Here is a 25,801-nt window from a genome sequence, read left to right as displayed (position 1 = left end):
CCTTTTAATTCTGTTCATAGCCCTGAGCCGTGGACGCATCAGCTCTCAGCCTTTATGTTTTCTGATCGCTCATGATCGATTTATAAAAATCAAGAGTACCGAAGCCGCGTTCCAGATGGGTGAGCATATAGGCCTCTGCCAGTGCGGAAAGCTTCTCCTGAGTTCTTTCCGAAACACGGAAATTGAAAAGCCTGTCAAAGTCGGCGAGCACGATATGCCGCACAGCGCTGAGCACAGGCAGTCCCACCTTGATATAATCCGCAGCGCTGTCATTCTCAAAGCAGTCGGCACAGAAAAAGCCGCCGTCCCTGATACAGAAAAACAGCTCCTCCGGCTCATACACTCCGCAGCCTCTGCAAGCCACCACATCGGGCATATATCCTATCTCCGACATGAGTCTGAACTCGAACAAAGCCTTCAGGAAGCTCTCTCCCCTGCCGCTGTTTTCCAGGTAGTGCAGACAGTTCAGCATAAGCCGCAGGATGTCGCCGTTCTGCGCCTCGGGCTTAATGCAGAAGCGCATGACCTCGGCAAAATACGAGGCAAGAGAGATCTTGCTCAGCGAATCACGCAGTCCGTAAAAAATATGTATCGGTTCTGCGCTGTTAAGATAGAGGTAATTTCCTCTCTTGTCAATGCAGAACCGCGAATATGCCAGAAGCTGAGCAGAGCTCCCTGATTTTCCGTTGATCTTTCTTGCGCCCTTCACGGAAACCTCAAGAACTCCGTTCTCTCCTGTAAGTATATCGATAAATTTGTCCTGTTCACCCACAGAACGTTCTTTAAGGACAATGCCTTCAACAGTTGTCATGTTTCAATACCTGTAAGCGGACCGTGCAGACGATACTGCGCAGATCCTGTGAGAATAACGGTCATTTCTCGGAAAGACCGAAGCTGCGGATCAGGTTCTCTCTGTTTCGCCAGTCCTCCTTGACCTTCACCCAGCATTTAAGGTTTACCTTGATCTGGAAGAAGTCCTCCAGCTCTATCCTTGCCGCAGTGGAAGCCTTTTTGAGCATAGCGCCGCCCTTACCTATGACAATGCCCTTGTGGGACTCCTTTTCACAGTAGATAACAGCGGATATATCGAGGATATCCTTATCCTCGCGCTCGCTCATCTGCTCAACGCCCACGGCAATACCGTGAGGCACCTCATCACTGAGGAGGGTAAGGAGCTTTTCGCGGATCATCTCCGCAGCCAGCACCTTTTCGGGCTGATCGGTTATCATATCCTCCGGGAAGAAGTGCACCGACTCCTCCGCAAGAGCGATTATCTCATCGATGACTATATCGACTCCGCTGTTTTCGGTAACGCTGACGGGGACTACTGCCTGAAACTTCACCTTCGAAGTGAGATCCGCTATAACAGGAGCCAGCTCGTCCTTGTTCCTGAGCAGGTCTATCTTGTTGAGCACAAGTATTACAGGCATTTTTGAAGTATTCATGGACTTCAGCAGATCCAGCTCCTGCTGATTTATCTTCTTTGTACAGTCCATAACGAAGACCACAGCGTCGATGTCGCTGACGGACTCCTTAACGGTATTCAGCATATGCTCGCTGAGCTTGTTTACGGGCTTGTGAAGTCCGGGGGTATCGAAGAATACCAGCTGAACGTCGTCAATATTGCGAATACCTGTGATACGTGTACGGGTGGTCTGGGGCTTGCTGCTCACGGAGGCTATCTTCTCTCCCACAATGGCATTGAGGAGTGAGGATTTGCCTGCGTTGGTACGTCCTGCGATGGTAACGAAAGCAGTTCTTGACATCAGTTGTTTTCTCCGTTCACAATGAAGGTTGCATCTCTTGAGATGCCCAGCTTTTCAAGTACAGACTCTTCTTTCTCGCGCATGATACGCTGATCGAGCTGACTTGTCTCGTGGTCGTATCCCAGCAGGTGGAGCATTGAGTGAACTGTAAGGAAGCCCACCTCTCTCTCCAGTGAGTGACCGAAGTTCTGAGCCTGCTTTACAGCTGTTTCCAGAGAGATGACAACATCTCCCAGCTGAACGGCGCCTGTTTCGGGATTGATCTCCACAGTACCGTCTTCGCTTGTGAGCGGGAATGAGAGAACGTCTGTAACGGCGTCCTTATTTCTGTATATCTTATTGAGATTCTTGATCTCGTTATTGCTTACGAATGAAACGCTTACTTCAGCGTCCTTTCCGAAATTCTCTGTTGTGAGCACAGCCTGGCAGCATCTTCTGATGAGCAGTCTGATGCCCACAGGCACCTTCACCTCAGTCTGATTATTCTTGACATATACCTTTAACTTAGCCATGATTATTCTTTCTCCCTTCATTATATTTTTCATAAGCCTTGATAATATCCTGTACAAGTCTGTGTCTTACCACATCTTTCTCGGTAAAACGGTGTATCTCGATATCGTCGATGCCCCTGAGCACCTTAATGGCCTCCACAAGTCCCGATTTTCTGCTGTCGGGGAGGTCTATCTGGGTAATATCGCCCGTTATGACCATACGGCTCTCATTGCCCAGTCTGGTAAGGAACATTTTGATCTGTTCCGAGGTAGTATTCTGAGCCTCATCGAGGATAATGAACGCCTCATCGAGGGTACGGCCGCGCATATAAGCCAGCGGAGCCACCTCGATAATGCCTTTTTCCATATATCTTGCAAAGCTCTCTGCTCCGAACATATCGAAAAGCGCGTCATAGAGCGGTCTGAGATAAGGATCCACCTTATCCTGAAGATCACCCGGAAGGAATCCCAGCTTCTCGCCTGCTTCAACAGCAGGACGGGTAAGGATTATCTTCTTGATCTTGTGTTCGCGGAAGGCCTTTACGGCCATAGCCACAGCCAGGTATGTCTTACCCGTACCCGCAGGGCCGATGCCGAGAACTATGGTATTGTTTTTTATAGCGTCGGTATACCGTTTCTGTCCCACAGTACGGGGGCGGAGTATCTTACCCGAAGCAGTGACGCATATGCCGTCGCCGCCCAGCTCCTGAAGCTCCTCCTCCACGCCCTCCGCTACCATGGAAGTAACGTAGCGGACGGTCTGTTCGCTGACAGCATTGCCTCTTCTGGCCATATCCATAAGAGCGCGGATAGCCTTTTCAGCTCCGTCGGTATCGCCGTCGCCGATTATTTTTATGCCTCCGTCCCTGCTTACGACGGTGACATTGAAATCCTTTTGTATTCTGCTGATATTGCCGTCAAGCTGACCGAAGAGCATGGAAAGCTGCTCGGGGCTGTCGGCAGTCAGGAATTTTTCTGACATTAATATTAATCTCCAATCTGCTGTTCGGGGAAAGCGCCTGCGGCAGCCAGAGCCGAATTTGAATATCTCCCGTCATCCGAGACCTCTCTGAGGACTCTGACATTCTTCGGGAAATCTATCTTCTGCTCGGGAGAACCGAGCTCCAGCTCCATGATAGCCAGCTTGTCCGAAAACGGGTAGGTGTCCAGTTCAAAGAGCTGATCGTGATAATCGAAGCAATAGCGCACCTTCTCCACAGGAGGGCAGTCCCTGCGGTTCTGAGTGAGCAGGCTGCGGTACTCCTCGCCGCTTATCTCATACTCATTCTCCTCACGGGTAACAGGTGTAAGGAACACCTTTTCCGTATAGGTATATTTTACTCTACCGTTCTCGTCCACCGATCTCACTCTGCGCTGAGTGCCGTCCTTGCTGTTGAGGTAGGTCTGTATTATACCTATCCTGCGCTTCACGTCCAGCTCAGAAACGTCGGGGAACTCCACCAGAAATTTGCGTTCGATCTCATATTTTTTGCTCATAAAAAATTCTCCGAAAGACACAATGTCTTTACTGCTTTCCCGTACCAATCTTTCAACATATCTATTATACAACTTTTTTTGAATAATGTCAACAAAATTTCCGGATTATTCTGTCTAAATTGCTAAGTTTTACTTTTTCATCACAATACCATCATTTTCAGTCGTCCAGATTCTTCAGCATAATGTTGAAGGCATTGAAAAAGCCTCTGCCCAGCTCTGCCGAAGGAGCCTCCGCGGCAGCGGGCGAACCGCCGTCGGGAAGCGGTATTTCCACTATAAGCGCATTGTCCTCGGCACGTGCCGAGACCCCTGCGTGAGCAGCTATCCCGCGGCACACTTCATCGGGATAAGCACCGAGAACATCGGGGCATCTCGGATCGTCTCCGTCCACAAATGTCCCTTTACAGAAAAGCTGCATCACAACTTTTTTGTCAGATTCCACACATTTCAGCTCAAAGGCTGTTTTTCGGCATTTTCGCCGTCTAAATTCCTTCTCGCACAGGAGAGGAGCAGCCTGCGTAGACAGACTTACATATTATTATACTACATTTTTTCCTGAAATGGAATAGTCTGAGGGCGGATATTGAAAAAGAAAATAGCAACAAAATTGCGAATAGGCCAACTCTGACATTTGTATAATATGCACTTTTCACAAAAAATCTGTTATTTTTTTATCGAACCTCTTGAAAAAATTTCCGAGTTGCGTTATAATAAGACTATACAAATTTTTAGGAGGTATATCCCATGTCAGTTAAAGTTGCTATTAATGGTTTCGGCCGTATCGGCCGTCTTGCATTCAGACAGATGTTTGATGCTCCCGGTTACGAGGTAGTTGCAATCAACGACCTTACAAAGCCTTCAATGCTCGCTCAGCTTCTCAAGTATGATACAGCTCAGGGCGGCTACTGCGGAAAGATCGGTGAGAATCTCCACACAGTTACAGCTGATGACGAAGCTGGTACAATCACTGTTGACGGCAAGACACTTACAATCTATGCAAAGGCTAACGCTGCAGAGCTTCCTTGGGGCGAGATCGGCGTAGACGTTGTACTCGAGTGCACAGGTTTCTACTGCTCAAAGGACAAGTCACAGGCTCACATCGATGCAGGTGCTAAGAAGGTTGTTATCTCTGCTCCCGCAGGCAACGATCTTCCTACAATCGTTTACAGCGTAAACGAGAAGACACTCACAAAGGATGACAAGATCATCTCAGCTGCTTCATGCACAACAAACTGCCTCGCTCCTATGGCTAAGGCTCTTAACGACTATGCTCCTATCCAGAGCGGTATCATGAGCACAATCCACGCTTACACAGGCGATCAGATGATCCTTGACGGTCCTCACAGAAAGGGCGACTTCAGAAGAGCAAGAGCAGGTGCTGCTAACATCGTTCCTAACAGCACAGGTGCTGCAAAGGCAATCGGCCTTGTTATCCCTGAGCTCAACGGCAAGCTCATCGGCAGCGCACAGAGAGTTCCTGTTCCTACAGGTTCCACAACAATCCTCACAGCAGTAGTTAAGGGTGCTAACGTAACTAAGGAAGGCATCAACGCTGCAATGAAGGCTGCTGCTTCAGAGTCCTTCGGCTACAACGAGGATCAGATCGTATCTTCTGACGTTATCGGTATGAGATTCGGTTCACTCTTCGATGCAACACAGACAATGGTTGCAGAGATCGGTGACGGCCTCTACGAGGTACAAGTTGTTTCATGGTACGACAACGAGAATTCTTACACATCACAGATGGTAAGAACAATCAAGTACTTTGCAGAGCTCGGCTAATAGCTGACATATATGCAATATCAGGGGCGTTCTTCGGAACGCCCTTTTTGTATTTCCATGGTGTTGACAAACTCCGCCTGTAGGGGTATAATTTTAGTATATCGTGAAATATACTTGAAGCTGCAGCAGCGGCTCAACAGTTCATATAAGAGACAGCATGGTCAGCAGCAGAGCTGGCAAGGCGCAGGAAAGGAGCTCGGCACCAATGTACAATAAATGGAAAAATACCGCATATATACTTCACGCACTTACGGAAAAATACGAGGAAAAGAAGCAGCTCCCTCACACTCAGATACATCAGGATATACTTATCCGTTCCGTCAGGCTTCTGAAAGAGGCAGCTCCCGACGCAGAAGCCCTGATAAAGCCAATGGTGGATATAATGCTGCCATACACCATACTCCCCGACGACAAGAACGACCGCGAAAACGGCGCAGGCAGACATTATTACTGTGCCTGCTCCACCGACGGCAGACCTCTTTCTCCTGTGGCAGGCTACTTCCGCAACGGCAAGGACTGTTTTGCCCGCAGCGCAAGGACCATGTTTGAAGAGGACTATACAATGGCTCTTACCATGTATCACGCGGGCTTCCTGAAGCAAAGCGCCGCATATTTAGGCAGAGCCGTACATTTCATGTCGGATATGTGCTGTCTGCCACACGCAGCCAAGTGGACATATTTTTCCAACAGGCGGCTGCTCCATATGAATTACGAATATCTGGCCTCGGCTATGTATCCGGAATTTGTACCCGAGCAGCAGATCTCATACACTCATCTCCGCCGGTTTGCCATGCGCAGCAGCTTTTCCACGGCGCTTAACACCAATGCAGCAGCCATATGCCGCGAGATACCCGAGCTTTTAGCCTCTCCCGAGCAGGAGATAAGAAAGCGCCTTTATGATACCGAGCAGGCAGTTGCTGCTCTGCTTTACCGTTTTTACCGTGATACCATGGTAACTCCTCTGCGCGGCCACTATGCAGCCAACGGAATGGTATGCCATCCCTTCCGCGAGCTTCCCACCCTTGATGTGAGGATAACGGAAGCGGGCATAACCTTTGAGCTTGCGGGAATACCCGTAAATTCAAGGCTCGGCAGCGTTTTCAGAGCCGCTCACAGACGAGACGGCAAGTTCTCGCTTACTCCCGTAGGGAACAACAGCGGTCTTGTGCTCACAAGGAACAGCAGCAGTCTTGTGCCCTTTGACCCCTGTGACGCCAAGCAGCTTTACGGCATAATATGACAGCTGCCGTTTTGCGGCGGATATTATCCTACCCTGCACATCGCAGCTCACGTTTTTACAAGTATGATAATAATAACAATCCCCGAGGCAAAGCCTCGGGGATTTCATCATTCTGCACATATGAATCTTCTCTCATTTGTGCAAAACAGAGAATATAAGATCTTTTTATCTGAAATTCAATGGTTTTCCGTTGAATTTCATGCTTTTTCGGCCAATATATAAAAGGGCACATTCTGCGGTGCCTCTCAGAGCTCGTCCATATGACCTGCGGAAGCGTTATTCTTTTTCATTTCCTCCATTTTCCTCGCATAGGGATCCTTTATATTGCGCTGCGCCCTGTCCATGTCATATTCCTTGAGACGCGGCTCAAAATTCGGAAAGCCGTCCTGCTGTTCAAGCCACCTGTACTTCTTTATATTCAGGAAGTTTGCAGCAGCGAAATATCCGAATACGGCGACCTCCAGAACTCCTATGAGGTCGGGCCCGTCAGCAAAGAACATGATCCCCATCTCCGCTATGAGGAACACTCCCGCAGCTATGGCAATGGCGGAATCCTTTTTGTATAAACCGAGTATGCCCAGTGCGGAGGCAGCCAGTCCCAGAACGGAAGCGATCAGGACAAGAACCTCACCTGAAATAACAGCTGCTACCAGAAGCCATATGGATATAGCGATATTTGCTGCCAAAACTATAAAAGAAGCTGTCTCTGTTTTTCTGCACCTTTTCATTGCTGTCCTGTTCTTTTTGTATTCTTCCTCAAAATCCATATATTTTCCCCCGCAAGACATTGTCATCTCAATTATACTTTCTTTCATACATATTGTCAATATCCCGATGCCGCGAAAGGAGCTGAACCCATTCTGTGCAAAGAGATCTGATCTCACGCCGAAGACGGCGGACAGGTACTTTTTGTACAATTGAAAAAAAAGTGTTGACTATTTCAGCATTTTAGTTTATTATATTATTGTATGACTCCTGACAGCTGACAGCGTCAGGTCACTCCGTTCCCCACAGGGAAATACAGTATCAGGGAGTTGTTTCTGTTAGTATGAACATAGTGAAACGAAAAATATCATGTGTCCTGCTGGGCGGTGTCTTCACCGCTGCAACAGCGGCTGCATCGCTCTTTTTTTCCACAGCCAGGGTCAACAGGGCTATATATCCTGTATTCGGCGTTGACGTTTCCAATTATCAGGGAGACATAAACTGGCAGGAACTGGAAGCGCAGAACGTTTCCTTTGCCTTCATAAAAGCCACGGAGGGCAGCGGTCACACCGACGAATCGGTACGCCGCAACCTTGACAGAGCAGCAGGTACGGGCATAAAGGTCTCAGCTTATCACTTTTTCAGCTTTGACAGTGCAGGCGAGACTCAGGCAGACAATTTCATTTCCTCGGTGAGGAAGGACGAGATAGATATGCCTCCCGTGATAGATATAGAGTATTACGGCGATAAGCGCAGACACAAGCCCTCTCAGGAGGAGACCGAGGCTATACTCCGTCCGCTCCTTGAAAGACTTGAAGCACATTACGGCGTAAAGCCCATAATATACAGCACCCTGCCCGTATATTTCAGGTATATCAGAAAAAACTTCTCCGATTACCCCCTCTGGATAAGGAGCGTCAACTGCGAGCCGGACCTCATAAACTGGAAATTCTGGCAGTACAGCGACAAGGGCACTCTCACAGGCTATGACGGCGATGAGGAGCATATCGATCTGAATGTATATAACGGCACTGCGGAGGACTTCAGCAGGGAATTCGCAAAGCCATCGAATAAGGCAGAAAAAAGCTCTGCCGATACAGAAAGAAAGGCAAACAAGTGAGACCATTTTATCTTAAAGCACCTATCAAGGACTATATCTGGGGCGGAACAAGGCTCCGTGAGCTGTTCGGCAAGGAAAGCGAGCTTGAAAGACTGGCAGAGAGCTGGGAGCTCAGCTGTCACCCCGACGGTGAGTGTATCATCGACGGCGGCGAATATGACGGCATGAAGCTCAGCAGCTTCGTAAAGGAACACCCCGAAGCTGTCAGTACAGGCTTTAAAAGCGGAGACAGCTTTCCTGTTCTGGTAAAGCTCATCGACGCAAGGAACGATCTGTCGGTACAGGTCCACCCCGATGACGAATACGCAAGAAAATATGAAAACGACAACGGAAAGACCGAAATGTGGTACATCATCGATGCCGAGCAAGGCGCAGAGCTGGTCTACGGCTTCAGGGAAAAGCTCACAAAGGAGGAATTCCGCAGGGCCATAGAGGATAATACCCTCATGGACAAGGTAAACCGCGTTCCCGTAAAGCAGGGTGACGTTTTCTTCATAGAGCCCGGAACTCTCCATGCTATCGGCAAGGGCATACTCATTGCCGAGATACAGCAGAGCTCCAACGTGACCTACCGCGTCTACGACTACGGCAGACTGGGTGCAGACGGAAAACCGAGACCGCTCCATATAGAAAAGGCAATAGAAGTAACAAATACCGAACCCTCCGATCCCAGCCGTCCCGTTTACGGCATGGAGCTGGACGGAGTAGTCACTCAGCTTCTTGCAGACTGCGAATACTTCAATGTCAACCGTCACAGGCTCATAAAGGAACTTGAGCTCTGCGCGGACAGCAGTTCATTCGCACACGTACTGATGATAGGCGGAAGCGGCGGCGAGCTTGTTGCCGATAATTACAGGCTGGAACTCAAAATGGGCACAAGCGTTTTTGTTCCCGCAGGAATAGGCGCATACGCTATAAAAGGTAACTGTGACATCATAGTCACTACCATCAATAAGGAGGATATAATATGAAATACTATGTAGGAATCGACCTGGGCGGCACAAATATCGTCGCAGGCGTAGTTGACGAGGATTACAATATCATCGCCAAGGCAAGCACTAAGACCAACTGTCCCCGTCCCGAAAAGGAGATCGCTGCTGATATGGCAAGAATGGCAGTTGAGGCTGTAAAGAATGCTGATCTCACCATGGATCAGATCGAATGGATCGGCGTAGGTACTCCCGGCATCGCCAACAGCGAGACAGGTATCATCGAATACTCAAATAACCTGGGCTTCAAGGATACTCCCATGGTAAAGTACATACAGGAAGCTATCAACAAGCCCGTTTTCATTGAGAACGACGCTAATGCAGCTGCTTACGGCGAGTTCGTTGCAGGTGCAGCAAAGGGCGCAAGGAACGCTGTATGCATCACCCTCGGAACAGGCGTCGGCGGCGGAATCATTATCGACGGCAAGATCTACTCAGGCTCAAACTTTGCAGGCGCTGAGATCGGTCATACCGTTATAGAAGTGGACGGCGCACAGTGCTCATGCGGCAGAAAGGGCTGCTTTGAGGCTTATTCTTCAGCAACAGGCCTCATCCGTATGACAAATGAGGCTATTGCAGAGCATCCCGACAGCATCATGGCAAAGACTGCCGACGAAAGAGGCAAGGTCACAGCACGTACATCCTTCGACTGCATGAGAGCAGGCGACAAGTACGCAAAGGCTGTTGTTGACAAGTACATCAAGTACCTTGCAGCAGGTATCACAAATACAATCAATATCTTCCAGCCCGATATACTCTGTATCGGCGGCGGCGTCTGCAATGAGGGCGATCCCCTTCTCCTCCCCATGAAGGAGCTTGTTGCCAAGGAAGTTTATACCCGCAACTCACCCAAGAATACCGAGATCGTTATTGCCAAGCTGGGCAACGACGCAGGTATAATCGGTGCTGCTTTCCTCGGAAGAGCTAATCAGTGATCCGGCAGGGGCGGATAATATATCCGCCCCTTATCAATAAAATGACATAATGAAAGGATATACCAGCATGAAAAGAAGATCTCTTCTCATTATTTCTCTGATCATGATACTTTCCGTATTTTGTCTTGCGGGCTGCAATGTCAACACTTCCGGCTATATGGCTACCGGCTATGTCAAATCCAATACCACCGGCTCTGCCCATATGAGCTTCTCTTCCTTTAAAGGCAGCGACAGCTTCAGTATCAGTTCAAGGAGCGGTTCGGCAAAGGAGCTCAAATACTCGGGAAAGCTTGAATCAGGAAATATTACCGTATACTACGAGACAGACGGTACCAAAAAGGAACTGTTTTCACTCAAGGGCGGCGAAGAAATTGATTCATCCCTGAGCGACCTGGGAAAAGGTACGGTTAAGATCACTCTTGATACCGAAGAAAAATGCAAGGGCGGAAAATTCGATTTTAAATTTGAATGACAGTATATAAAACAAGCCTGAAAGCTTCATTACAGCTTTCAGGCTTGTTGCTTTATATTATCTTCTGCGGTGATACCATTAACCTACAGATCAGAGAAGTCCGTTTGCCTTCTTGAAGTCTATGAACTCCTCATAGGTTCCCTGTCTGTCAAGACAGCCGCCGTCGGGAAGTATCTCGATTATGCGGTTTGCTGTGGTCTGCATTATCTCATGGTCGTGAGAAGCAAGGAGCACTACTCCCTTGAAGTTGATAAGGCTGTTGTTTACTGCGGTGATGCTCTCAAGGTCAAGGTGGTTGGTGGGACGGTCAAGCACCAGCACGTTGGAGCCGAAAAGCATCATACGTGAGAACATACATCTCACCTTTTCGCCTCCGGACAGTACATCTACGGGCTTGTACACATCGTCTCCCGAGAACAGCATACGTCCCAGGAAGCCGCGGAGATAGGTCTCTGTCTCGTCCTTTACGGAATACTGGCGTATCCAGTCCAGTATCGACAGCTCGCAGCCGTTGAAATACTCGGAGTTGTCCACGGGCATATATGATGTGGTAACAGATACTCCCCACTTGAAGCTTCCGGAGTCGGGCTGCTCCTCCTCCATGAGTATCTTGAAAAGCATGGTTATCGCCTGCTCGCTCTCGCCCACAAAAGCTACCTTGTCTGTTCTGCCCAGTGTGAAGCTGACGTTGTCAAGGAGCTTTACGCCGTCAACGGTCTTGGTGAGGCCTTCCACCTGCAATATATCCTTACCCAGCTCTCTGTCCATATCAAAGCCGATAAATGGGTATCTTCTGCTTGAAGCGGGAAGCTCCTCTACGGTGAGCTTTTCAATAAGCTTTCGGCGTGATGTGGCCTGGTTGGACTTGGACTTGTTTGCGGAGAATCGCGCAATGAAGTCCTTCAGTTCCTTTATCTTCTCCTCGTTCTTCTTGTTCTGCTGCTTTATCATGCGCTGTATGAGCTGGCTGGACTCGTACCAGAACTCATAGTTGCCCACATACATCTTGATCTTGTTGTAGTCTATATCCACGATATGTGTGCATACGTTATTGAGGAAGTGTCTGTCATGGGATACGACTATAACTGTACCGAAGTACTCCGAGAGGAACTCCTCAAGCCAGCGTACTGCGTCTATATCAAGGTGGTTGGTAGGCTCGTCAAGGAGTATTATATCGGGATTGCCGAAAAGAGCCTGTGCAAGCAGCACCTTTACCTTTTCGTTACCCGAAAGGGACGACATCTGGGAATAGAGTATATCCTCGGAAAGTCCCAGTCCCTGTATGAGCTTGGAAGCGTCGGACTCAGCCTCCCAGCCGTTGAGCTCAGCGAATTCGCCCTCCAGCTCGGAAGCCTTTACGCCGTCCTCCTCGGAGAAGTCCTCCTTTGCGTAAAGGGCGTCCTTCTCCTGCATTATCTCGTAAAGGCGGGCATTTCCCATAATAACGGTATCCAGTACCGTGTACTCGTCATAGGCGAAGTGATCCTGCTTGAGTACGCTGAGACGCTCCTCCTTGGGCATTGTCACCTCACCTGAGGCAGGCTCCAGTTCTCCGCACAGAACACGGAGAAAGGTGGATTTTCCTGCGCCGTTGGCGCCGATAACACCGTAGCAGTTGCCATTGGTGAATTTCAGGTTTACGTTCTTGAAAAGCGTCGAGCCGCCAAACTGAACGCTCACATTGCTGACTGTTATCATAGTACCTCCGAAAAAACTGATATAACAGAAATAAAGCCCTCCCGCTCGGAGAGGGCTTTGTGCTGTTCTTTATTAATACATACCGCCTGCGGGCATTGCGGGAGCAGCAGGAGCATCCTCCTTGATGTCTGCCACAAGGCTCTCGGTAGTGAGTACCATTGAAGCAACTGAAGCTGCGTTCTGAAGTGCGCTTCTTGTTACCTTTGTAGGATCAACGATACCTGCAGGGATCATATCTGTGTATACCTCGTTGTATGCATCGAAGCCGTAGCCTACCTTGCGTGAACGAACGATCTTGTCAACGATAACGCTGCCCTCAAGACCTGCGTTCTCTGCGATCTGACGTACAGGAGCCTCAAGTGCCTTGAGTATGATCTTTGCACCTGTCTTCTCGTCGCCCTCAAGTGTAGGGATGAGCTTGTTTACAGCGGGCATAGCATTTACGAATGCTGTACCGCCGCCTGCTACGATACCCTCTTCAACAGCTGCCTTTGTAGCTGCAAGAGCGTCCTCAATACGGAGCTTCTTCTCCTTCATCTCGATCTCTGTAGCTGCGCCGACCTTGATAACTGCAACACCGCCTGCAAGCTTTGCAAGTCTCTCCTGAAGCTTCTCGCGGTCAAAGTCTGATGTTGTGGTCTCGATAGCGTTTCTGATCTGGGCAACTCTTGACTTGATAGCCTTCTTGTCGCCTGCGCCGTCAACGATGATGGTGTTCTCCTTCTGGATAACTACCTGCTTAGCCTGGCCGAGCTGATCGATAGTTGTCTCTGTAAGCTCAAGACCGAGCTCGGAAGAGATAACCTCGCCGCCTGTGAGAACTGCGATATCCTTGAGCATCTCCTTGCGTCTGTCGCCGAAGCCGGGAGCCTTTACAGCTGCTACCTTGAAGGTGCCTCTCAGGTTGTTGAGTATGATAGTTGTAAGAGCCTCGCCCTCAACGTCCTCAGCAATGATGACAAGCTTCTTGCCCATCTTTACGATCTGCTCGAGAAGCGGGAGTATCTCCTGGATAGAAGAGATCTTCTTGTCTGTGATAAGAACGAAAGCGTCGTCGTATACAGCTTCCATCTTATCTGTATCTGTTACCATATAGGGTGAGATGTAGCCTCTGTCGAACTGCATACCCTCAACTACCTCGCTGTAGGTCTCGGCAGTCTTGCTCTCCTCAATGGTGATAACGCCGTCGGAAGTCACCTTCTCCATAGCCTCAGCGATGAGCTTACCTACGTTCTCGTCGGCAGAAGAAACAGTACCTACTCTTGCGATATCCTCTGAACCTGTAACAGACTTTGAGTTGTCAACGATAGCCTTTACAGCAACGTCAACAGCCTTTGCGATACCCTTCTTCAATACCATGGGATTTGCGCCTGCTGCGATATTCTTCATACCCTCACGAACGATGGTCTGTGCGAGAAGTGTAGCTGTTGTTGTACCGTCGCCTGCTGCGTCGTTGGTCTTTGTTGCAACTTCCTTGACCAGCTGAGCGCCCATATTCTCGAAAGCGTCCTCAAGCTCGATGTCCTTTGCGATGGTAACACCGTCGTTTGTGATGAGGGGAGCGCCGAACTTCTTATCGAGAACTACGTTCCTGCCCTTGGGACCCATTGTTATCCTTACTGTATCAGCAAGCTTGTCGATACCTGCCTGAAGAGCCTTTCTTGCGTCTTCGCCGTACTTTATATCCTTAGCCATAGTTATCTACTCCTTTTATCATATCTTGATTTGTAGGGAACGGTGCCCTCGCCGTTCCATGCTTAATATCTGATGTATATTCGGGACGCCGAGGGCAGCGTTCCCTACAGTAGTTCTTATTTTACTATTGCGAGAATGTCTTCCATCTTTACAATGATGAATTCCTCACCCTCGAGCTTTACATTTGTACCCGAATACTTGGAGATGAGCACCTTGTCGCCCTTCTTGACTTCCATTTTAACGTCAGAGGTTCCGGGACCTACCTCAACGACCTCAGCTACCTCAGGCTTCTCCTTTGCCGAACCCGAGAGAATGATACCACTCTTGGTTGTTTCCTCAGCTTCTGTCATTTTAACGACAACTCTGTCCTGTAAGGGTTTGATAGTCATGATATATACCTCCTGATAATTAATAAGCAATTCAAGTTTAGCACTCTTTCTCTCTGAGTGCTAATTATATTTTACCACCTTTTTACAATAAATCAAGCCTTTTCTGCAAGCTTTCACAATTTTTGGCACTGTGAACAAATCTGCGGCCTTTTCGTGAATTTTTATGTGCTTGAAGCTGATTGCCGCCGCTTCTGCCCCCGTATTCCCACATCAGCATCACCGTCATCAGCACCAGCATGACCGAGGGCACTGCCGTGGTCCCGCTGCACGGCTTCAGCGCCGACGCCGCCATTGTCTCGCGCTCCATGAATATGGGCAGCAGCAGCCTGCATACATAAAAGCTTATAACCGATGCCGCTGTTCTTATTATAATGAAGGGCTTCATGGAGAGCCTTCCCCTGCTCACCGCTGCCGTCTGGCAGTACACGCATACCCCACCGAGAGAGGTCAGACCGCTTATATAGGGCAGCAGCAGCCAGTCGCCCCGGGGAAGCTCCCCCGCAGAGGTCACATCAAGAAAGACCGCGACAAGCTGTGAAGCCTGTTTCCTGTCAAGTGAGGTGAATCCGGCTATGAGCGCTCCTGCCGCGGAAACGGCTCCTGTACGCTCCAGAAACGCCGTGACTGCGGAAAAAGCCAGTATCATAGCACATATCCCCGCCATTGCCCTGCCGCTGCCGATAACACAGTCCGTCAGCATATCCACTGATATGCACGTTCTGCGCTTTGCCGTCTGCGGCGGAGCGCACCTGCGCAAAAACACGGAAACCGCCAGCGCAAGCAGTATATTTGCGGCTGCATTGGAAATGAGCAGCAGCTGTCCCGGGGACGATGTGCCGTAAAGCCTGCGTGAGATACAGCCGAATATAAAGGCCGGCCCCGCGCCGAAGCACAGTCCCGCCAGCAGCTCCGCCTGCCGCTTTTCCAGTCTCCCTGCGGAGTATTCCTCATAAAGCAGCCTTGCTCCCACAGGATAGCCCGCAAACATACTGAAGGTGAATACGGGGAATACCTCTCCGCCCATGCCGAAGAGGAGACGGCTGAGCTTCCCTGCCCATGCAGGCATCAGGGAGACTGCTCCGCTCTCTGCGAATACCGAGGAGAACACCATAACAGCAAAGAGCGACGGTATGACCGTATCAAGACAGCGTCTTATACCGCTGCATACCGCCTCCGATGCTGCCTGAGTATCAGTCAGACAGAACACAAGAAGCAGGGCTGCAGCCGCCGTATACGCAGCTTTCAAGGCTTTTCCTGTATATTTCTTCATATCATCACCCCATAAATCATATTATTGGAAGTGAAAAAATATACGGGAGTGAGACTTATGTTTGAATGGCTCTCAGAGCTCGGCAAAGAAAAGCTTTGTCTAGATACAGGCATACATATCTCGGGCAACAGGGAGCTCATCATCGACAGCTGCCGGCGTATCGAGGAATGCAGCGAGGTCTACATGAGACTGATCTCAGGCGGCCTTTACGTTGATATACACGGCAGCGGCCTCCGCGCCTATGATTTCCGCACAGGCGGACTGGTCATAAGAGGCTGCATAAAGCAGATGAGCTTCACAGAAAGGAGGACTGTATATGAAGATAAGAAGCTGCGTGAGGATAAACGCACGGGGGAATGACCTGTACAGGTTCATAAATATGCTGCACGAGGAAGGTATTGAATGCCGCGGACAGTATTGCAGGAACAATACATTCTATGCCGATGTCCCGAAAAGTGATATGAAAAGGCTGCAAAGCACCGCGGAAAGCTGCGGTATAACACTGAAAACCGCAGAATACCGCTCTCTTTTCTTACGCCTCCGACTGCTGCGCAGACGCATCGGACTTCTGGCAGGAGCTGCGGCAGCTGCCGCGGCGGTGCTGTACTTTTCCAGAACGGTGGTCACCATTGATATACAGGGAAATTCATCCGTAAGCGACGAAAAGATACTCGCCGCCCTATCGGAACTGGATATAAAAACAGGTACTCCTGTATTCAGCATTGATCCCCACCGCTCGGAAAACAGGCTCTGCATGATGATGGACGAGATAGCATGGGCAGGTATAAGACATACCGGCAGCAGGCTTGTGGTGCAGGTGCGTGAAGCCGAGCCCGTCCCGGAAATAAAGCCCGAACGTGTCCCCTGCAATATTATTGCCGCCCGTGATGCCAAGATAACAGACCTGAAGGTCCGCCGCGGCCATCTCATGCATACTGTGGGAGAATACGTCCCTGAAGGCACTCTGCTTATCAGCGGCGTGGCTGAGGATCAGAAAGGCAGGACCTATATTTATCACGCCATGGGTGAGGTACGCGGAAAATACACCGATACTGTCAGCTTTTCCGCTCCCTTCCGCAGGGAGGAATACACTCCCACGGGCAAAAAGCATACTCAGCGCACTCTGCGTCTGTTCAGTCTCGACATACCAATTTCCTTCGGAAAAGACCGTTTCAGGAGCAGCTCTGCCGAAATATCCGAGAAAAAGCTGCGGTTATTCGGGAAGGAGCTGCCTCTGGGCATAAGAAAAAAGAAGCTCATGGAGACTGCTCCCGCAGAGATGGTATTCTCCGAGGAGGAGCTGAGACAAAGGCTCATGGAGCGCATATTCATCTATGAGAAGAACTTCCTGTCCGATGATACTGTCATGCTGAGCCGCAATATAAGCTCCCGCGCTGACGATGACATCCTCACTCTTACGGTCACATATGAGCTGGAGGGAGTCATCTCTCAGCAGAAGGATCTGTTCCTGAAATAAATTTTTCAAAAATATTGACAAGCGTGCCAAACTGTAATACTACCGTGCTGACTGCTGCCATGCCTCGGCTATTTCAGCGGTCGTTTCCGAAAAAGAGCCAATTTACTCCGCCTGCGGGCAGATTATTTATATGATGTTCCGAAATATTCCGTCACAGACTTTACACCGATACCGAAATGTGCTATTATATGTGTATCATCATTGTAATCAACGAAAGTGAGGAAAAAATCAATGAAAAAGAATATGTTCGGAAGAATCCTGGCAGGTATCGCTGCTGTTTCCATGGCTGCTGTAATGGCAGGCTGCTCCGACCCAAACAAGGCTGCGGACTCCACCTCAAAGGCTGATAAGCCTGCAACAGAGGCTGCGTCCGAGGCAGATACAACCGAGGCTCCCGAGGAGACCGCCGCTGCTACAGCAGGCGATGACGAGTCACTCCAGAAGGTACTGAGCGACAAGAAGCTGGTCCTCGGTCTTGACGCAAGCTTCCCTCCCATGGGCTTTACCGACGACAGCAACGAGATAATCGGCTTTGATATCGACGTTGCTCAGGAGGTATGCGACAGAATGGGCATCGAACTGGTCAAACAGCCCATAAACTGGGATACAAAGGAACAGGATCTCAATGTAGGCAAGATCGACTGCATCTGGAACGGTATGTCGATCAATCCGGCAAGGGCTGAGGCTATGAACCTCTCCGAGCCATATATGAAGAACGAGATGATCTTCGTTGTCCCCTCAGACAGCGACATAAAGTCAATGGACGACCTCAAGGGCAAGACCATCGGCGTTCAGACAGGTTCAACTGCTCAGGAGATACTCGAAGGCGCTGATCTCTTTGCAGATATAACAGAATCTCCTCTCGAAGACAACATAACTGCTCTCAACCAGATGGAGCTCGGCTTCTCTGATGCTGTTTTCCTCGATTCAGTAGTTGCAAACTACCTCATCACCGCCAATAACAAGGATTACGTTATCCTTGACGGCAGTCTCGAGGCTGAGGAGTACGCTATCGGATTCAGAAAGAACGATCAGGCTCTCCGCGACGAGGTACAGAAGCAGCTCAGCGAAATGAAGGCTGACGGAAAGCTGGGCGAGATCTCAACAAAGTGGTTCGGCAGCGATATCACTACTGTTAAATAAGCTTTTTTGCAGCAGATATATAAAGGGAGGCACCTTTTCATGGTGCCTCCCTTAGTCTTTACTCTGTATCCTTTTTTTCAGAAGCAGGGATATGCAGGTCAAGATACTTCATGATACTGTCATAACGTTTATCATAAAAGCTCCTGAGGCGCTCCACCTCTTCGTTATAGATCCATTCCGCATCGGCTGTCCAGCTGCTCCAGAAGCGTTCGAAGGTATCGACGGTCATATACCTGTACTCGTCAGAAAGCTCGTCTATCCTGCTGTCTACGCGCTTGCTGCCGAAATCCTTCTCAGCCATCTCCCTGAATGTGCTGCGGAACTGCTGACGAAAGTCCTCGTTTTTCAGTGCTCCGTTGAAAAGGTCGGCAAGGAAGCAGTCACTGTCCATAAGAGCACCGAAGGAGTCGTCTTCCGGCAGAACCTCGCCGTATATTCCGGAGCTGTAATCAGCATCGTACATTATGAAGCGCCACCTGCCGTCTGCATAAGGCAATGCGGCATCAGGCTCCATAGCCTTCCATACAGCCATATTGCTTTTGCCCCAGTTGGAATTGTTGATATAGATCTCGGCGCTCACGTACTCCATGAAGCCCTTCATATCCACCTTTGAGCAGAGCTCCTCATAGGCTTTCCCGTTGGAAAAGTCGGTGCTCCTTATCCAGTCCCTGAGCTCCTGAAACTCCGCAAAGCCCTCTTCCGTGCCCTCGTCGAGAGCCTCCTTCTTTATTATACATACATTCTTCTTTGGTACTCCGAAGTGCTCCTTTATACAGGCCGCGTCGGTCTTTTCCGTTATCTCGTAATGTCCCCAGAATTCGCCGTTGATGAATACTATGCAGGGCTCCATGCCCTGTTTCAGGAAATCACGGTCAGCGACAAGCTCCTGAGCCAGCTTGTCGCGGAAGCGTGTGAAAAATGCGTCATTTCCACCGTTTCTCAGTATAAAGCTGTCAAATTCAGTTACAGGGAGCTTGTCCGTATCGTTCCTTACTCTTCCCGAGAAGAGGTCGTATTCCAGCTTGGGAGCACCGTAAACTGTCCTTGCGTAGACATTCATGCTCTTCTGAGCATATGAACGTGTGGCTCCGCCGTGTACTCTGATGCCCACATTCTGTGTGAGCTTCAGGCTGCCGCCCTCGAATATCTGCATAGCCGCTTCTCTTTCCCAATCTCTGCCGCGCATGGTGTAGTTTGCGGGTATTGACCACTCGGGAGTCGCATAGTCGTATTCATCACTGTTTTTCCACTTGTCATATGTGCTGCCCAGCACGAATATGCCTCTGTCATAGTCAAAAAGATCGGCTTCGTCAACTGTCAGGGAGATTATCCTGGTATCCCTGTAATAGGCCTTTTTCCTGTTGAAGCCTATAAAGTAAGTTCCCACAGCTATGGGACTGTGGGCACCTTTACTATCCACAGCTGCCGCGCGTACCACAACCGCCTTGTCCACGGGAGTCCCCGGGGGATTCGCCTGCACAGCAACGTCCGTATTCGCGCTGAGAATATCAGGCTCGGAGCTTCTGTCGCTGAGACTGACAGCTCCCTCATACTTCGTTCCCGACGAAACGGGATCAGAACCGTCAAGGGTATAGTATATTGTCATGCCCTTGCCTGCGGTGATGGTCAGCTCAAGGTCATTGTCATAAAAACCGCTTTCTGCCGAAAATACGGGAGCCTTTATGCTCTCATCGGCTTCCGCGGCTATTATCGGCGCCGACACACTGCTTTTCACGGGCTTTTCCGCACATGAGGTCAGGCAGGCTCCCGCTGTGCAGAGCGAAAGGACCGTCAGACCAAGAGCGGTAAATCTATTCTTTCTGTGCTTCATAAGGCAACTCCTGTTATCCGATCATTGTATATAAATAAGAATACATAATTATTTTAGCATAGTCGCAAAAGCAAGTCAATACTCACCGTAAAACAGCTTTCTGTGGGGGACATTACATTTTTTCAGGCTCTGATAAGACTTTTTTCGTTACTATTACCACTGCGCAATTGATTGACAGAGCCGCCGCGATGTGGTATACTAAATAAAAAACATTTCAGGAGATCATGACCAATGTTGTGCCGCAGGCTTTTACAAAGCAGGGGGGAACGGCATAACAATGCATATCATGCTCTCCGTCAAACTGCAATTAGGGAGATATGTTTATGAAAGAAGCTTTGATCATCATCGACGTACAAAATGACTACTTCGAGGGCGGAGCCTGCGAGCTCCATAACCCCAGAGCAGCCGAAGCCCGCATCGCTGAGCTTATCAGCGAAAGCCGAAAGCTCGGCCGCCACATCATATACATCAGACACATCAACCCCGATGACGAATCTTTCTTTAACGAGGGCACCTACGGCTGCGAGATATCAGACCGTATCAAGCCCCTGCCCGACGACATCGTTATCAATAAGTACTGCCCCAACAGCTTCCTCGGTACGGAGCTCAACGACTGTCTCCGCAACTTAGGCGTTGAAAAGCTGATCGTATGCGGTATGATGACTCATATGTGCGTTGATACCACTGTCCGCGCAGCAATGGATCACGGCTACGACGTTACTCTCGTTGCCGACGCCTGCGCTACCATGGATCTCGAAATAAACGGCGAGATCATCCCAGCGGAAACCGTCCAGAAGACATATATCGCTTCTCTGGCAGGTATCTTTGCAACCATAGTCTGAGTATATTTGATGTACTTACCGCGCATACTATGACACGGACAGGCTGTCCGACAAAATCAAGACCGATCATCAGGCTCTAAGATCTTTTCTTAGAGCCTCGTATTTAAATCAACCCGAGATCTTTCAAAGAAAGGTGGATTATGATGAAAGTCGCTTTTTTCGACACAAAGTCTTACGATACTCCTGCTTTTGAAAAGCTGGGCAAAGAAAAGAACATTACCTTCAAGTTCTACGAGACCAAGCTCAATGAGGATACCACTGCACTTGCAAAGGGCTGCGAGGCTGTCTGCGTTTTCGTAAACGATACGGTGAACGCCGCCGTCATCGACAGACTCTCGGCACTGGGCGTAAAAACCCTCGCTCTCAGATGTGCCGGCTATAACAACGTGGATATACAGTATGCCAAGGACAAGCTCAGAGTCGTAAGCGTTCCCGCCTACTCTCCGTATGCTGTTGCGGAACACGCCATGGCTCTGCTCCTCACCTCCATACGCCGCGTCCATAAAGCCTATATCCGAACAAGAGACCATAACTTCTCGCTGAACGGCCTCACAGGCTTCGACCTTCACGGAAAGACAGTAGGCGTTGTGGGTACAGGTAAGATCGGATGCATATTCATAAATATATGCCGCGGCTTCGGCATGAACGTCATTGCCTACGACAAGTTTCCCGCAAAGGACAGCGGAATAGAATACGTTGAACTGGACGAGCTCTTCAGCCGCAGTGACATTATCTCATTCCACTGTCCCCTTACCGACGAGACTTACCATATGATCGACGAAAACTCGGTAGACAAGCTGAAAAAAGGAGTGGTAATCATCAATACCTCAAGAGGCGCTCTCATTGACGCAGAGGCTCTCCTTGAAGGTATAAAGGCGCGTAAGATAGGCGCTGCCTGCCTCGATGTATATGAGGAGGAGGCCGACGTTTTCTTCCAGGACTTCTCGGGACATATCATCGCCGACGATACCCTGGCAAGACTCATATCCATGCCTAATGTCATCGTTACCTCACATCAGGCCTTCCTGACAGAAGAAGCTCTGGCAAATATCGCGGAAACTACTGTTAACAACATCCTTGCCTGCCACAACGGTGAGGACTGTCCCAACGAACTCCATATCTGAGGTGAATACAATGCTTACAGGAAAAACTGTTTTACTGGGAGTAACAAGCTCCATAGCCATATACAAGACCTGCAACCTTGCACGTATGCTCACAAAGCTGGGCGCTGAGGTACACGTTGCGATGACTCCCAATTCGCTCAACTTCGTTCAGCCCCTTACCTTTGAGACTCTCACACAGCACAAGTGCCTCATAGATACCTTTGACAGGAACTTTGAGTACTGTGTGGAGCACGTATCCATTGCAAAGAAGGCAGATGTAGTCATGATAGCTCCTGCTTCGGCCAACGTTATAGGCAAGATCGCCAACGGCATCGCCGACGATATGCTCACTACCACTGTCATGGCCTGTACCTGCAAAAAAATAATCGCTCCTGCCATGAACCATAATATGTTCCATAATCCCATAGTGCAGGACAATATCGAAAAGCTGAAGAAATTCGGCTACGAGATAGTTGAGCCGGTCCGCGGTATGCTTGCAAACCGCGACATCGGCGACGGAAAGCTCCCCGATGAGGAGACTCTCCTTGAGTACATTGTCCGCGAGGCAGCCTTCGAGAAGGACCTTGCAGGCAAAAGGATCCTCGTTACCGCAGGAGCTACCCGCGAAAGCATTGACCCTGTCCGCTTCATATCCAACCACTCCAGCGGAAAAATGGGCTTCGCACTGGCAAGAGCCGCAATGCTCAGAGGCGCCGAGGTCACAGTGGTCGCTGCTCATACCGACGTTGAGCCGCCTATGTTCGTGAATGTGGTAAAGGTACAGTCCGCAGAGGATATGTTCAACGCCGTAAAGGAACGCCTTGACAGCACGGACATAGTCATAAAGGCTGCCGCAGTGGCAGATTATACTCCCGTAACTGTTGCGGACAGCAAGATCAAGAAGGCCGACGGAGATATGAGTATCCCGCTGAAGCGTACAACGGATATACTGAAATATATCGGTGAGAACCGCCGTGAAGGCCAGGTGGTCTGCGGCTTCTCTATGGAGACCGACAACGTTATCGAGAACTCGCAGAAGAAGCTTACCAAGAAGAACTGCGATATGATCTGCGCAAATTCACTGAGAAAGGCAGGCTCGGGCTTCGGTACAGATACCAATATCATAACCATGATAACCAGGAACGGCAATGAGGAGCTCGAAATAATGAGCAAATTCGACGCTGCCAACATTATACTCTCAAAGCTCAGATCCATGTCGGAATAATAAATACACTATAACAATAAAAAAGACCTCCGGAAACCGGAGGTCTTTTGTTATGCCTTATTACGAAGCCTTCTTTTCGTACTCATCCATGTACTTCTTAGCTTCTTCTACCATCTTGTTGAAGTCTTCCTCGGACATATAGTCCTTGAAATCATCATACTTGAACTGACCGGGATCAAACTGGAAATCATCATTACTGAATGAGAATCCGCTGCTTCCTGAAGCAGTTGTCCTGTCATCATCTGTTTTTGATGATGCTGTTGTATCATCATCGGAAGGCTTCTTGATGTTGTCTTCGATGTCATCAAAGTTGAAGTCTTCATCATCGAAATCAAAGTCGTCGTCATCAAAATCGAAGTCATTGTCAAACTCGCCGAATACCTCATCGGTAAGAGCCTCTGAGTATTTGCCTGCTGACTCCTCGCTGACGCCTGCCTTTACGAAAATGCCCTTTACAAAGCCGTTAAACTCATCTGATGTAACATAGTCCTCAAGCTCGAAGTCGTTCATTTTCTCCATATCCACCATATAAGCGCTGCCCTTGTCGGGAATGTCGATATCAGCCTTGAAGTCCAGTGAATAGTCCACTGTGAGCTTTCCGTAGTTCTTTCCGCCGATAACTGCGTCATATGTGATGTTCTGGCCGTCCTTGTCGGCATTGCACTTGATAACGATAGGATCTACATTGGGGATATTTACAGTGAAGTCGCCGTTGAAATAGCCCTTCTCCTCATCAACTGTCTCTACATTCTCAAAGAGTACCGTAACAGTTGTAGCATCATTATCATCATCGTAAGAGAAGCTTTCGTTAATTGTGATCTCTAAATCGCCTGTATACTTCTTGCCGTTCTCTTCAGCTGTAAGATTTACTGTGAAAACATCCTCGTTATCCTCACACATCTTGACCTCACCGCGGATGCTGTCGCCGTCCTTGCCAACGATCATAAGGAAGTAATTATCATCCTCTGAGAACTTCATACCCCTGATGGTACCTGTTGCGTCGATATATGTAGCGATAGTGATCTCTGCATCCTCGTCGTCGTAGTAATCGTCCTTGAGGTTGTCATTGATGTTGTCTATCGCATCGTCAAGGTCTTCCTCATATTCATCCTCGTCAACAACCTTAAGCTTTTCTGTAAGGATGTTCTTTACGACCTTGTCGTTGCGGAGCTCCTTGAGCATATCGACTCCGAGCTTTGCGATGTCCTTTTCGGTGAGATCCATGGTAGCAACCGTATAATTTACGGTGATATCGCAGATGTCAACCTCTTCCTTCTTCTCGAGCTCAACATCGTTTGCAAATGAAGCCCATACGCCCGCATATCTGTTGATCTCATTCTCGATATCCTCCGGTGAAAGGAAGGAAGCGGGATCCTTCATGATCTCCTTATAGGCATTGATGGTTTCGCTTGTGCCAAGAAGCTCTTCGGCTGAACCAAGCTCCATGCCGAGCCACTGCTCCTTGAGTTCGGGAATACGTACAAAATAATCCATTGCATCGGGATCCGCAGCAAGCTCAAAGCCTGCAAGGCGGTCGCCGCCGAGAGCTACTCCCATATTTGTGCTGAGCTTGCCCTTCCTGCTTGCATATTCCGCATTTATTCCGTACTTGTCGTTATTCTTGAATATATCAATGAACTGCTTTGTTTCATCGTCGGCATACTCCTCGTAATCATCGCCGAACATAGACTTGATAAGATCGTCCTTTACCTCTGCTGTAGGTTCAAAAGAAACATTGATCTTGCCGGTAGTACCCTTTTCGTACCTGTCGATACCCTTCTTGTAGTACTCGCTGACTGTCTCGCCGATGGTCTTGGAATTATTTTCGGTCACCCATGCGTAGTACTTTTCAGGTGAATTGGTACGGAGCTTTACCTGATTCTTTACGGTATCGGAAACACCGTAAGCAGTCACTCCGCCTCCTGCGATAACGGCTGCTGAGATTCCCCCGATCAAGGCAGCTTTCTTACCCTTGCTCTTGACTGTAACAGGCTCAACACCTGAAACGCTGTAATCTCCGTTCCCCGTCTGATTTTCAAACTGTGGATTTGTAAATTCATTCTGATCCTTATTAAACATTCAGATCCCCTCCTGTAAATATATCATTGAGAGCTTATGCTCCTTAATGATA

At 49.2% G+C, this 25,801-nt stretch carries 25 protein-coding genes; 12 read left to right on the top strand and 13 right to left on the bottom strand.

Going from position 1 to position 25,801, the window contains the following annotated elements:
* Positions 1 to 52 precede the first annotated feature (52 nt).
* From recO to RF007C_RS14115, 6 genes are all read right to left on the bottom strand, one after another.
* Positions 53 to 811, bottom strand: a complete 759-nt coding sequence (gene recO, locus RF007C_RS14140; protein ID WP_037300955.1) for a DNA repair protein RecO — start codon at positions 809 to 811, stop codon at positions 53 to 55.
* Positions 812 to 872: 61 nt separating this feature from the next.
* A complete protein-coding gene (era, locus tag RF007C_RS14135) occupies positions 873 to 1,766 on the bottom strand; it encodes a GTPase Era (RefSeq protein WP_019680846.1) in 894 nt (297 codons plus the stop codon).
* A complete protein-coding gene (gene ybeY / locus RF007C_RS14130; RefSeq protein WP_026053048.1) occupies positions 1,766 to 2,278 on the bottom strand; it encodes an rRNA maturation RNase YbeY in 513 nt (170 codons plus the stop codon). Before ybeY ends, era begins: the two co-directional genes overlap by 1 nt.
* The gene (locus RF007C_RS14125) at positions 2,271 to 3,239 is read right to left on the bottom strand and encodes a PhoH family protein (protein WP_037300951.1); all 969 of its coding nucleotides are present in this window, start codon (positions 3,237 to 3,239) and stop codon (positions 2,271 to 2,273) included. The genes ybeY and RF007C_RS14125 overlap by 8 nt, the downstream gene beginning before the upstream one ends.
* Before the next feature lie 5 nt (positions 3,240 to 3,244).
* A complete protein-coding gene (locus RF007C_RS14120; protein WP_019680849.1) occupies positions 3,245 to 3,754 on the bottom strand; it encodes a CYTH domain-containing protein in 510 nt (169 codons plus the stop codon).
* Positions 3,755 to 3,911: 157 nt separating this feature from the next.
* Positions 3,912 to 4,196, bottom strand: coding sequence for a hypothetical protein (locus RF007C_RS14115; RefSeq protein ID WP_037300948.1), 285 nt, complete (start codon positions 4,194 to 4,196; stop codon positions 3,912 to 3,914).
* A 302-nt stretch (positions 4,197 to 4,498) separates the two neighbouring features.
* On the opposite strand from RF007C_RS14115, the gene gap reads away from it, so the two are divergent.
* Entirely contained in the window at positions 4,499 to 5,536 is a 1,038-nt protein-coding gene (gene gap, locus RF007C_RS14110; RefSeq protein ID WP_037300945.1) for a type I glyceraldehyde-3-phosphate dehydrogenase, read from the top strand.
* Positions 5,537 to 5,741: 205 nt separating this feature from the next.
* Positions 5,742 to 6,776 (top strand): hypothetical protein, encoded by a 1,035-nt coding sequence (locus RF007C_RS14105; protein ID WP_152537175.1) that lies wholly within the window; start codon positions 5,742 to 5,744, stop codon positions 6,774 to 6,776.
* Positions 6,777 to 7,021: 245 nt separating this feature from the next.
* Here RF007C_RS14105 and RF007C_RS14100 read toward each other — a convergent pair whose 3' ends face one another.
* A complete protein-coding gene (locus RF007C_RS14100; protein WP_037300939.1) occupies positions 7,022 to 7,543 on the bottom strand; it encodes a hypothetical protein in 522 nt (173 codons plus the stop codon).
* Between the two features lie 281 nt (positions 7,544 to 7,824).
* Here RF007C_RS14100 and RF007C_RS14095 point away from each other — a divergent pair, with 281 nt between their 5' ends.
* The 4 genes from RF007C_RS14095 (at position 7,825) to RF007C_RS14080 (ending at position 10,997) form a co-directional block, all read left to right on the top strand.
* Positions 7,825 to 8,601 carry a GH25 family lysozyme gene (locus RF007C_RS14095; protein ID WP_037300937.1) on the top strand — a complete coding sequence of 259 codons (777 nt, stop codon included), beginning with the start codon at positions 7,825 to 7,827 and terminating at the stop codon, positions 8,599 to 8,601.
* Positions 8,598 to 9,572: a type I phosphomannose isomerase catalytic subunit gene (locus RF007C_RS14090; protein ID WP_037300934.1), complete on the top strand. Its 975-nt coding sequence runs from the start codon at positions 8,598 to 8,600 to the stop codon at positions 9,570 to 9,572. The genes RF007C_RS14095 and RF007C_RS14090 overlap by 4 nt, the downstream gene beginning before the upstream one ends.
* On the top strand, positions 9,569 to 10,525 hold the full coding sequence (locus tag RF007C_RS14085; protein WP_019680856.1) for an ROK family protein: 957 nt from the start codon (positions 9,569 to 9,571) through the stop codon (positions 10,523 to 10,525). Before RF007C_RS14090 ends, RF007C_RS14085 begins: the two co-directional genes overlap by 4 nt.
* A 67-nt stretch (positions 10,526 to 10,592) precedes the next feature.
* Positions 10,593 to 10,997, top strand: coding sequence for a hypothetical protein (locus RF007C_RS14080; RefSeq protein WP_037300931.1), 405 nt, complete (start codon positions 10,593 to 10,595; stop codon positions 10,995 to 10,997).
* Positions 10,998 to 11,087: 90 nt separating this feature from the next.
* Here RF007C_RS14080 and RF007C_RS14075 read toward each other — a convergent pair whose 3' ends face one another.
* The 4 genes from RF007C_RS14075 to RF007C_RS14060 all read right to left on the bottom strand — a co-directional run bounded on the left by RF007C_RS14075 (position 11,088) and on the right by RF007C_RS14060 (position 16,049).
* On the bottom strand, positions 11,088 to 12,695 hold the full coding sequence (locus RF007C_RS14075; protein ID WP_037300927.1) for an ABC-F family ATP-binding cassette domain-containing protein: 1,608 nt from the start codon (positions 12,693 to 12,695) through the stop codon (positions 11,088 to 11,090).
* 72 nt (positions 12,696 to 12,767) lie between these two features.
* Positions 12,768 to 14,390 (bottom strand): chaperonin GroEL, encoded by a 1,623-nt coding sequence (groL, locus tag RF007C_RS14070; protein WP_037300924.1) that lies wholly within the window; start codon positions 14,388 to 14,390, stop codon positions 12,768 to 12,770.
* Between the two features lie 116 nt (positions 14,391 to 14,506).
* Entirely contained in the window at positions 14,507 to 14,779 is a 273-nt protein-coding gene (locus RF007C_RS14065) for a co-chaperone GroES (protein ID WP_019680860.1), read from the bottom strand.
* 82 nt (positions 14,780 to 14,861) lie between these two features.
* Positions 14,862 to 16,049 (bottom strand): hypothetical protein, encoded by a 1,188-nt coding sequence (locus tag RF007C_RS14060; RefSeq protein ID WP_037300921.1) that lies wholly within the window; start codon positions 16,047 to 16,049, stop codon positions 14,862 to 14,864.
* 57 nt (positions 16,050 to 16,106) lie between these two features.
* Here RF007C_RS14060 and RF007C_RS14055 point away from each other — a divergent pair, with 57 nt between their 5' ends.
* The 3 genes from RF007C_RS14055 to RF007C_RS14045 all read left to right on the top strand — a co-directional run bounded on the left by RF007C_RS14055 (position 16,107) and on the right by RF007C_RS14045 (position 18,669).
* Positions 16,107 to 16,409, top strand: a complete 303-nt coding sequence (locus tag RF007C_RS14055; RefSeq protein WP_037300918.1) for a YabP/YqfC family sporulation protein — start codon at positions 16,107 to 16,109, stop codon at positions 16,407 to 16,409.
* Entirely contained in the window at positions 16,366 to 17,526 is a 1,161-nt protein-coding gene (locus tag RF007C_RS14050; RefSeq protein ID WP_037300916.1) for a sporulation protein YqfD, read from the top strand. The genes RF007C_RS14055 and RF007C_RS14050 overlap by 44 nt, the downstream gene beginning before the upstream one ends.
* Before the next feature lie 231 nt (positions 17,527 to 17,757).
* Positions 17,758 to 18,669 carry an amino acid ABC transporter substrate-binding protein gene (locus RF007C_RS14045; protein WP_037300913.1) on the top strand — a complete coding sequence of 304 codons (912 nt, stop codon included), beginning with the start codon at positions 17,758 to 17,760 and terminating at the stop codon, positions 18,667 to 18,669.
* 58 nt (positions 18,670 to 18,727) lie between these two features.
* Here RF007C_RS14045 and RF007C_RS14040 read toward each other — a convergent pair whose 3' ends face one another.
* Complete coding sequence (locus RF007C_RS14040) at positions 18,728 to 20,500, bottom strand: CotH kinase family protein (protein ID WP_037300911.1); 1,773 nt, start codon at positions 20,498 to 20,500, stop codon at positions 18,728 to 18,730.
* A 323-nt stretch (positions 20,501 to 20,823) separates the two neighbouring features.
* Here RF007C_RS14040 and RF007C_RS14035 point away from each other — a divergent pair, with 323 nt between their 5' ends.
* The 3 genes from RF007C_RS14035 to coaBC all read left to right on the top strand — a co-directional run bounded on the left by RF007C_RS14035 (position 20,824) and on the right by coaBC (position 23,670).
* Positions 20,824 to 21,342, top strand: coding sequence for a cysteine hydrolase family protein (locus RF007C_RS14035; protein ID WP_037300909.1), 519 nt, complete (start codon positions 20,824 to 20,826; stop codon positions 21,340 to 21,342).
* A gap of 143 nt (positions 21,343 to 21,485) precedes the next feature.
* Positions 21,486 to 22,466, top strand: a complete 981-nt coding sequence (locus RF007C_RS14030; protein WP_037300907.1) for a 2-hydroxyacid dehydrogenase — start codon at positions 21,486 to 21,488, stop codon at positions 22,464 to 22,466.
* A gap of 10 nt (positions 22,467 to 22,476) precedes the next feature.
* Positions 22,477 to 23,670 (top strand): bifunctional phosphopantothenoylcysteine decarboxylase/phosphopantothenate--cysteine ligase CoaBC, encoded by a 1,194-nt coding sequence (gene coaBC, locus RF007C_RS14025; protein ID WP_037300905.1) that lies wholly within the window; start codon positions 22,477 to 22,479, stop codon positions 23,668 to 23,670.
* Between the two features lie 60 nt (positions 23,671 to 23,730).
* On the opposite strand, the gene RF007C_RS14020 is transcribed toward coaBC, so the two are convergent.
* Positions 23,731 to 25,749 (bottom strand): DUF6583 family protein, encoded by a 2,019-nt coding sequence (locus RF007C_RS14020; RefSeq protein ID WP_037300903.1) that lies wholly within the window; start codon positions 25,747 to 25,749, stop codon positions 23,731 to 23,733.
* Positions 25,750 to 25,801 lie beyond the last annotated feature (52 nt).

The organism is Ruminococcus flavefaciens 007c (genome assembly GCF_000571935.1).
Taxonomy (GTDB): Bacteria; Bacillota; Clostridia; order Oscillospirales; family Ruminococcaceae; genus Ruminococcus; species Ruminococcus flavefaciens_F.
Note: the sequence above shows the minus strand (reverse complement) of the source record. Positions and strands in the feature narration are given on the sequence as shown.

What these genes read in the sequence shown, in the direction of transcription:
- RF007C_RS14020 (WP_037300903.1), bottom strand. Translation starts at nt 25,749, where the DNA reads ATGTTTAATAAGGATCAGAATGAATTTACAAATCCACAGTTTGAAAAT.
- RF007C_RS14030 (WP_037300907.1), top strand. Translation starts at nt 21,486, where the DNA reads ATGAAAGTCGCTTTTTTCGACACAAAGTCTTACGATACTCCTGCTTTT.
- recO (WP_037300955.1), bottom strand. Translation starts at nt 811, where the DNA reads ATGACAACTGTTGAAGGCATTGTCCTTAAAGAACGTTCTGTGGGTGAA.
- RF007C_RS14095 (WP_037300937.1), top strand. Translation starts at nt 7,825, where the DNA reads ATGAACATAGTGAAACGAAAAATATCATGTGTCCTGCTGGGCGGTGTC.
- coaBC (WP_037300905.1), top strand. Translation starts at nt 22,477, where the DNA reads ATGCTTACAGGAAAAACTGTTTTACTGGGAGTAACAAGCTCCATAGCC.
- era (WP_019680846.1), bottom strand. Translation starts at nt 1,766, where the DNA reads ATGTCAAGAACTGCTTTCGTTACCATCGCAGGACGTACCAACGCAGGC.
- RF007C_RS14085 (WP_019680856.1), top strand. Translation starts at nt 9,569, where the DNA reads ATGAAATACTATGTAGGAATCGACCTGGGCGGCACAAATATCGTCGCA.
- RF007C_RS14045 (WP_037300913.1), top strand. Translation starts at nt 17,758, where the DNA reads ATGAAAAAGAATATGTTCGGAAGAATCCTGGCAGGTATCGCTGCTGTT.
- RF007C_RS14120 (WP_019680849.1), bottom strand. Translation starts at nt 3,754, where the DNA reads ATGAGCAAAAAATATGAGATCGAACGCAAATTTCTGGTGGAGTTCCCC.
- groL (WP_037300924.1), bottom strand. Translation starts at nt 14,390, where the DNA reads ATGGCTAAGGATATAAAGTACGGCGAAGACGCAAGAAAGGCTCTTCAG.
- RF007C_RS14080 (WP_037300931.1), top strand. Translation starts at nt 10,593, where the DNA reads ATGAAAAGAAGATCTCTTCTCATTATTTCTCTGATCATGATACTTTCC.
- ybeY (WP_026053048.1), bottom strand. Translation starts at nt 2,278, where the DNA reads ATGGCTAAGTTAAAGGTATATGTCAAGAATAATCAGACTGAGGTGAAG.
- RF007C_RS14100 (WP_037300939.1), bottom strand. Translation starts at nt 7,543, where the DNA reads ATGGATTTTGAGGAAGAATACAAAAAGAACAGGACAGCAATGAAAAGG.
- RF007C_RS14040 (WP_037300911.1), bottom strand. Translation starts at nt 20,500, where the DNA reads ATGAAGCACAGAAAGAATAGATTTACCGCTCTTGGTCTGACGGTCCTT.
- RF007C_RS14055 (WP_037300918.1), top strand. Translation starts at nt 16,107, where the DNA reads ATGTTTGAATGGCTCTCAGAGCTCGGCAAAGAAAAGCTTTGTCTAGAT.
- RF007C_RS14060 (WP_037300921.1), bottom strand. Translation starts at nt 16,049, where the DNA reads ATGAAGAAATATACAGGAAAAGCCTTGAAAGCTGCGTATACGGCGGCT.
- RF007C_RS14035 (WP_037300909.1), top strand. Translation starts at nt 20,824, where the DNA reads ATGAAAGAAGCTTTGATCATCATCGACGTACAAAATGACTACTTCGAG.
- RF007C_RS14075 (WP_037300927.1), bottom strand. Translation starts at nt 12,695, where the DNA reads ATGATAACAGTCAGCAATGTGAGCGTTCAGTTTGGCGGCTCGACGCTT.
- RF007C_RS14065 (WP_019680860.1), bottom strand. Translation starts at nt 14,779, where the DNA reads ATGACTATCAAACCCTTACAGGACAGAGTTGTCGTTAAAATGACAGAA.
- RF007C_RS14125 (WP_037300951.1), bottom strand. Translation starts at nt 3,239, where the DNA reads ATGTCAGAAAAATTCCTGACTGCCGACAGCCCCGAGCAGCTTTCCATG.
- gap (WP_037300945.1), top strand. Translation starts at nt 4,499, where the DNA reads ATGTCAGTTAAAGTTGCTATTAATGGTTTCGGCCGTATCGGCCGTCTT.
- RF007C_RS14105 (WP_152537175.1), top strand. Translation starts at nt 5,742, where the DNA reads ATGTACAATAAATGGAAAAATACCGCATATATACTTCACGCACTTACG.
- RF007C_RS14050 (WP_037300916.1), top strand. Translation starts at nt 16,366, where the DNA reads ATGAAGATAAGAAGCTGCGTGAGGATAAACGCACGGGGGAATGACCTG.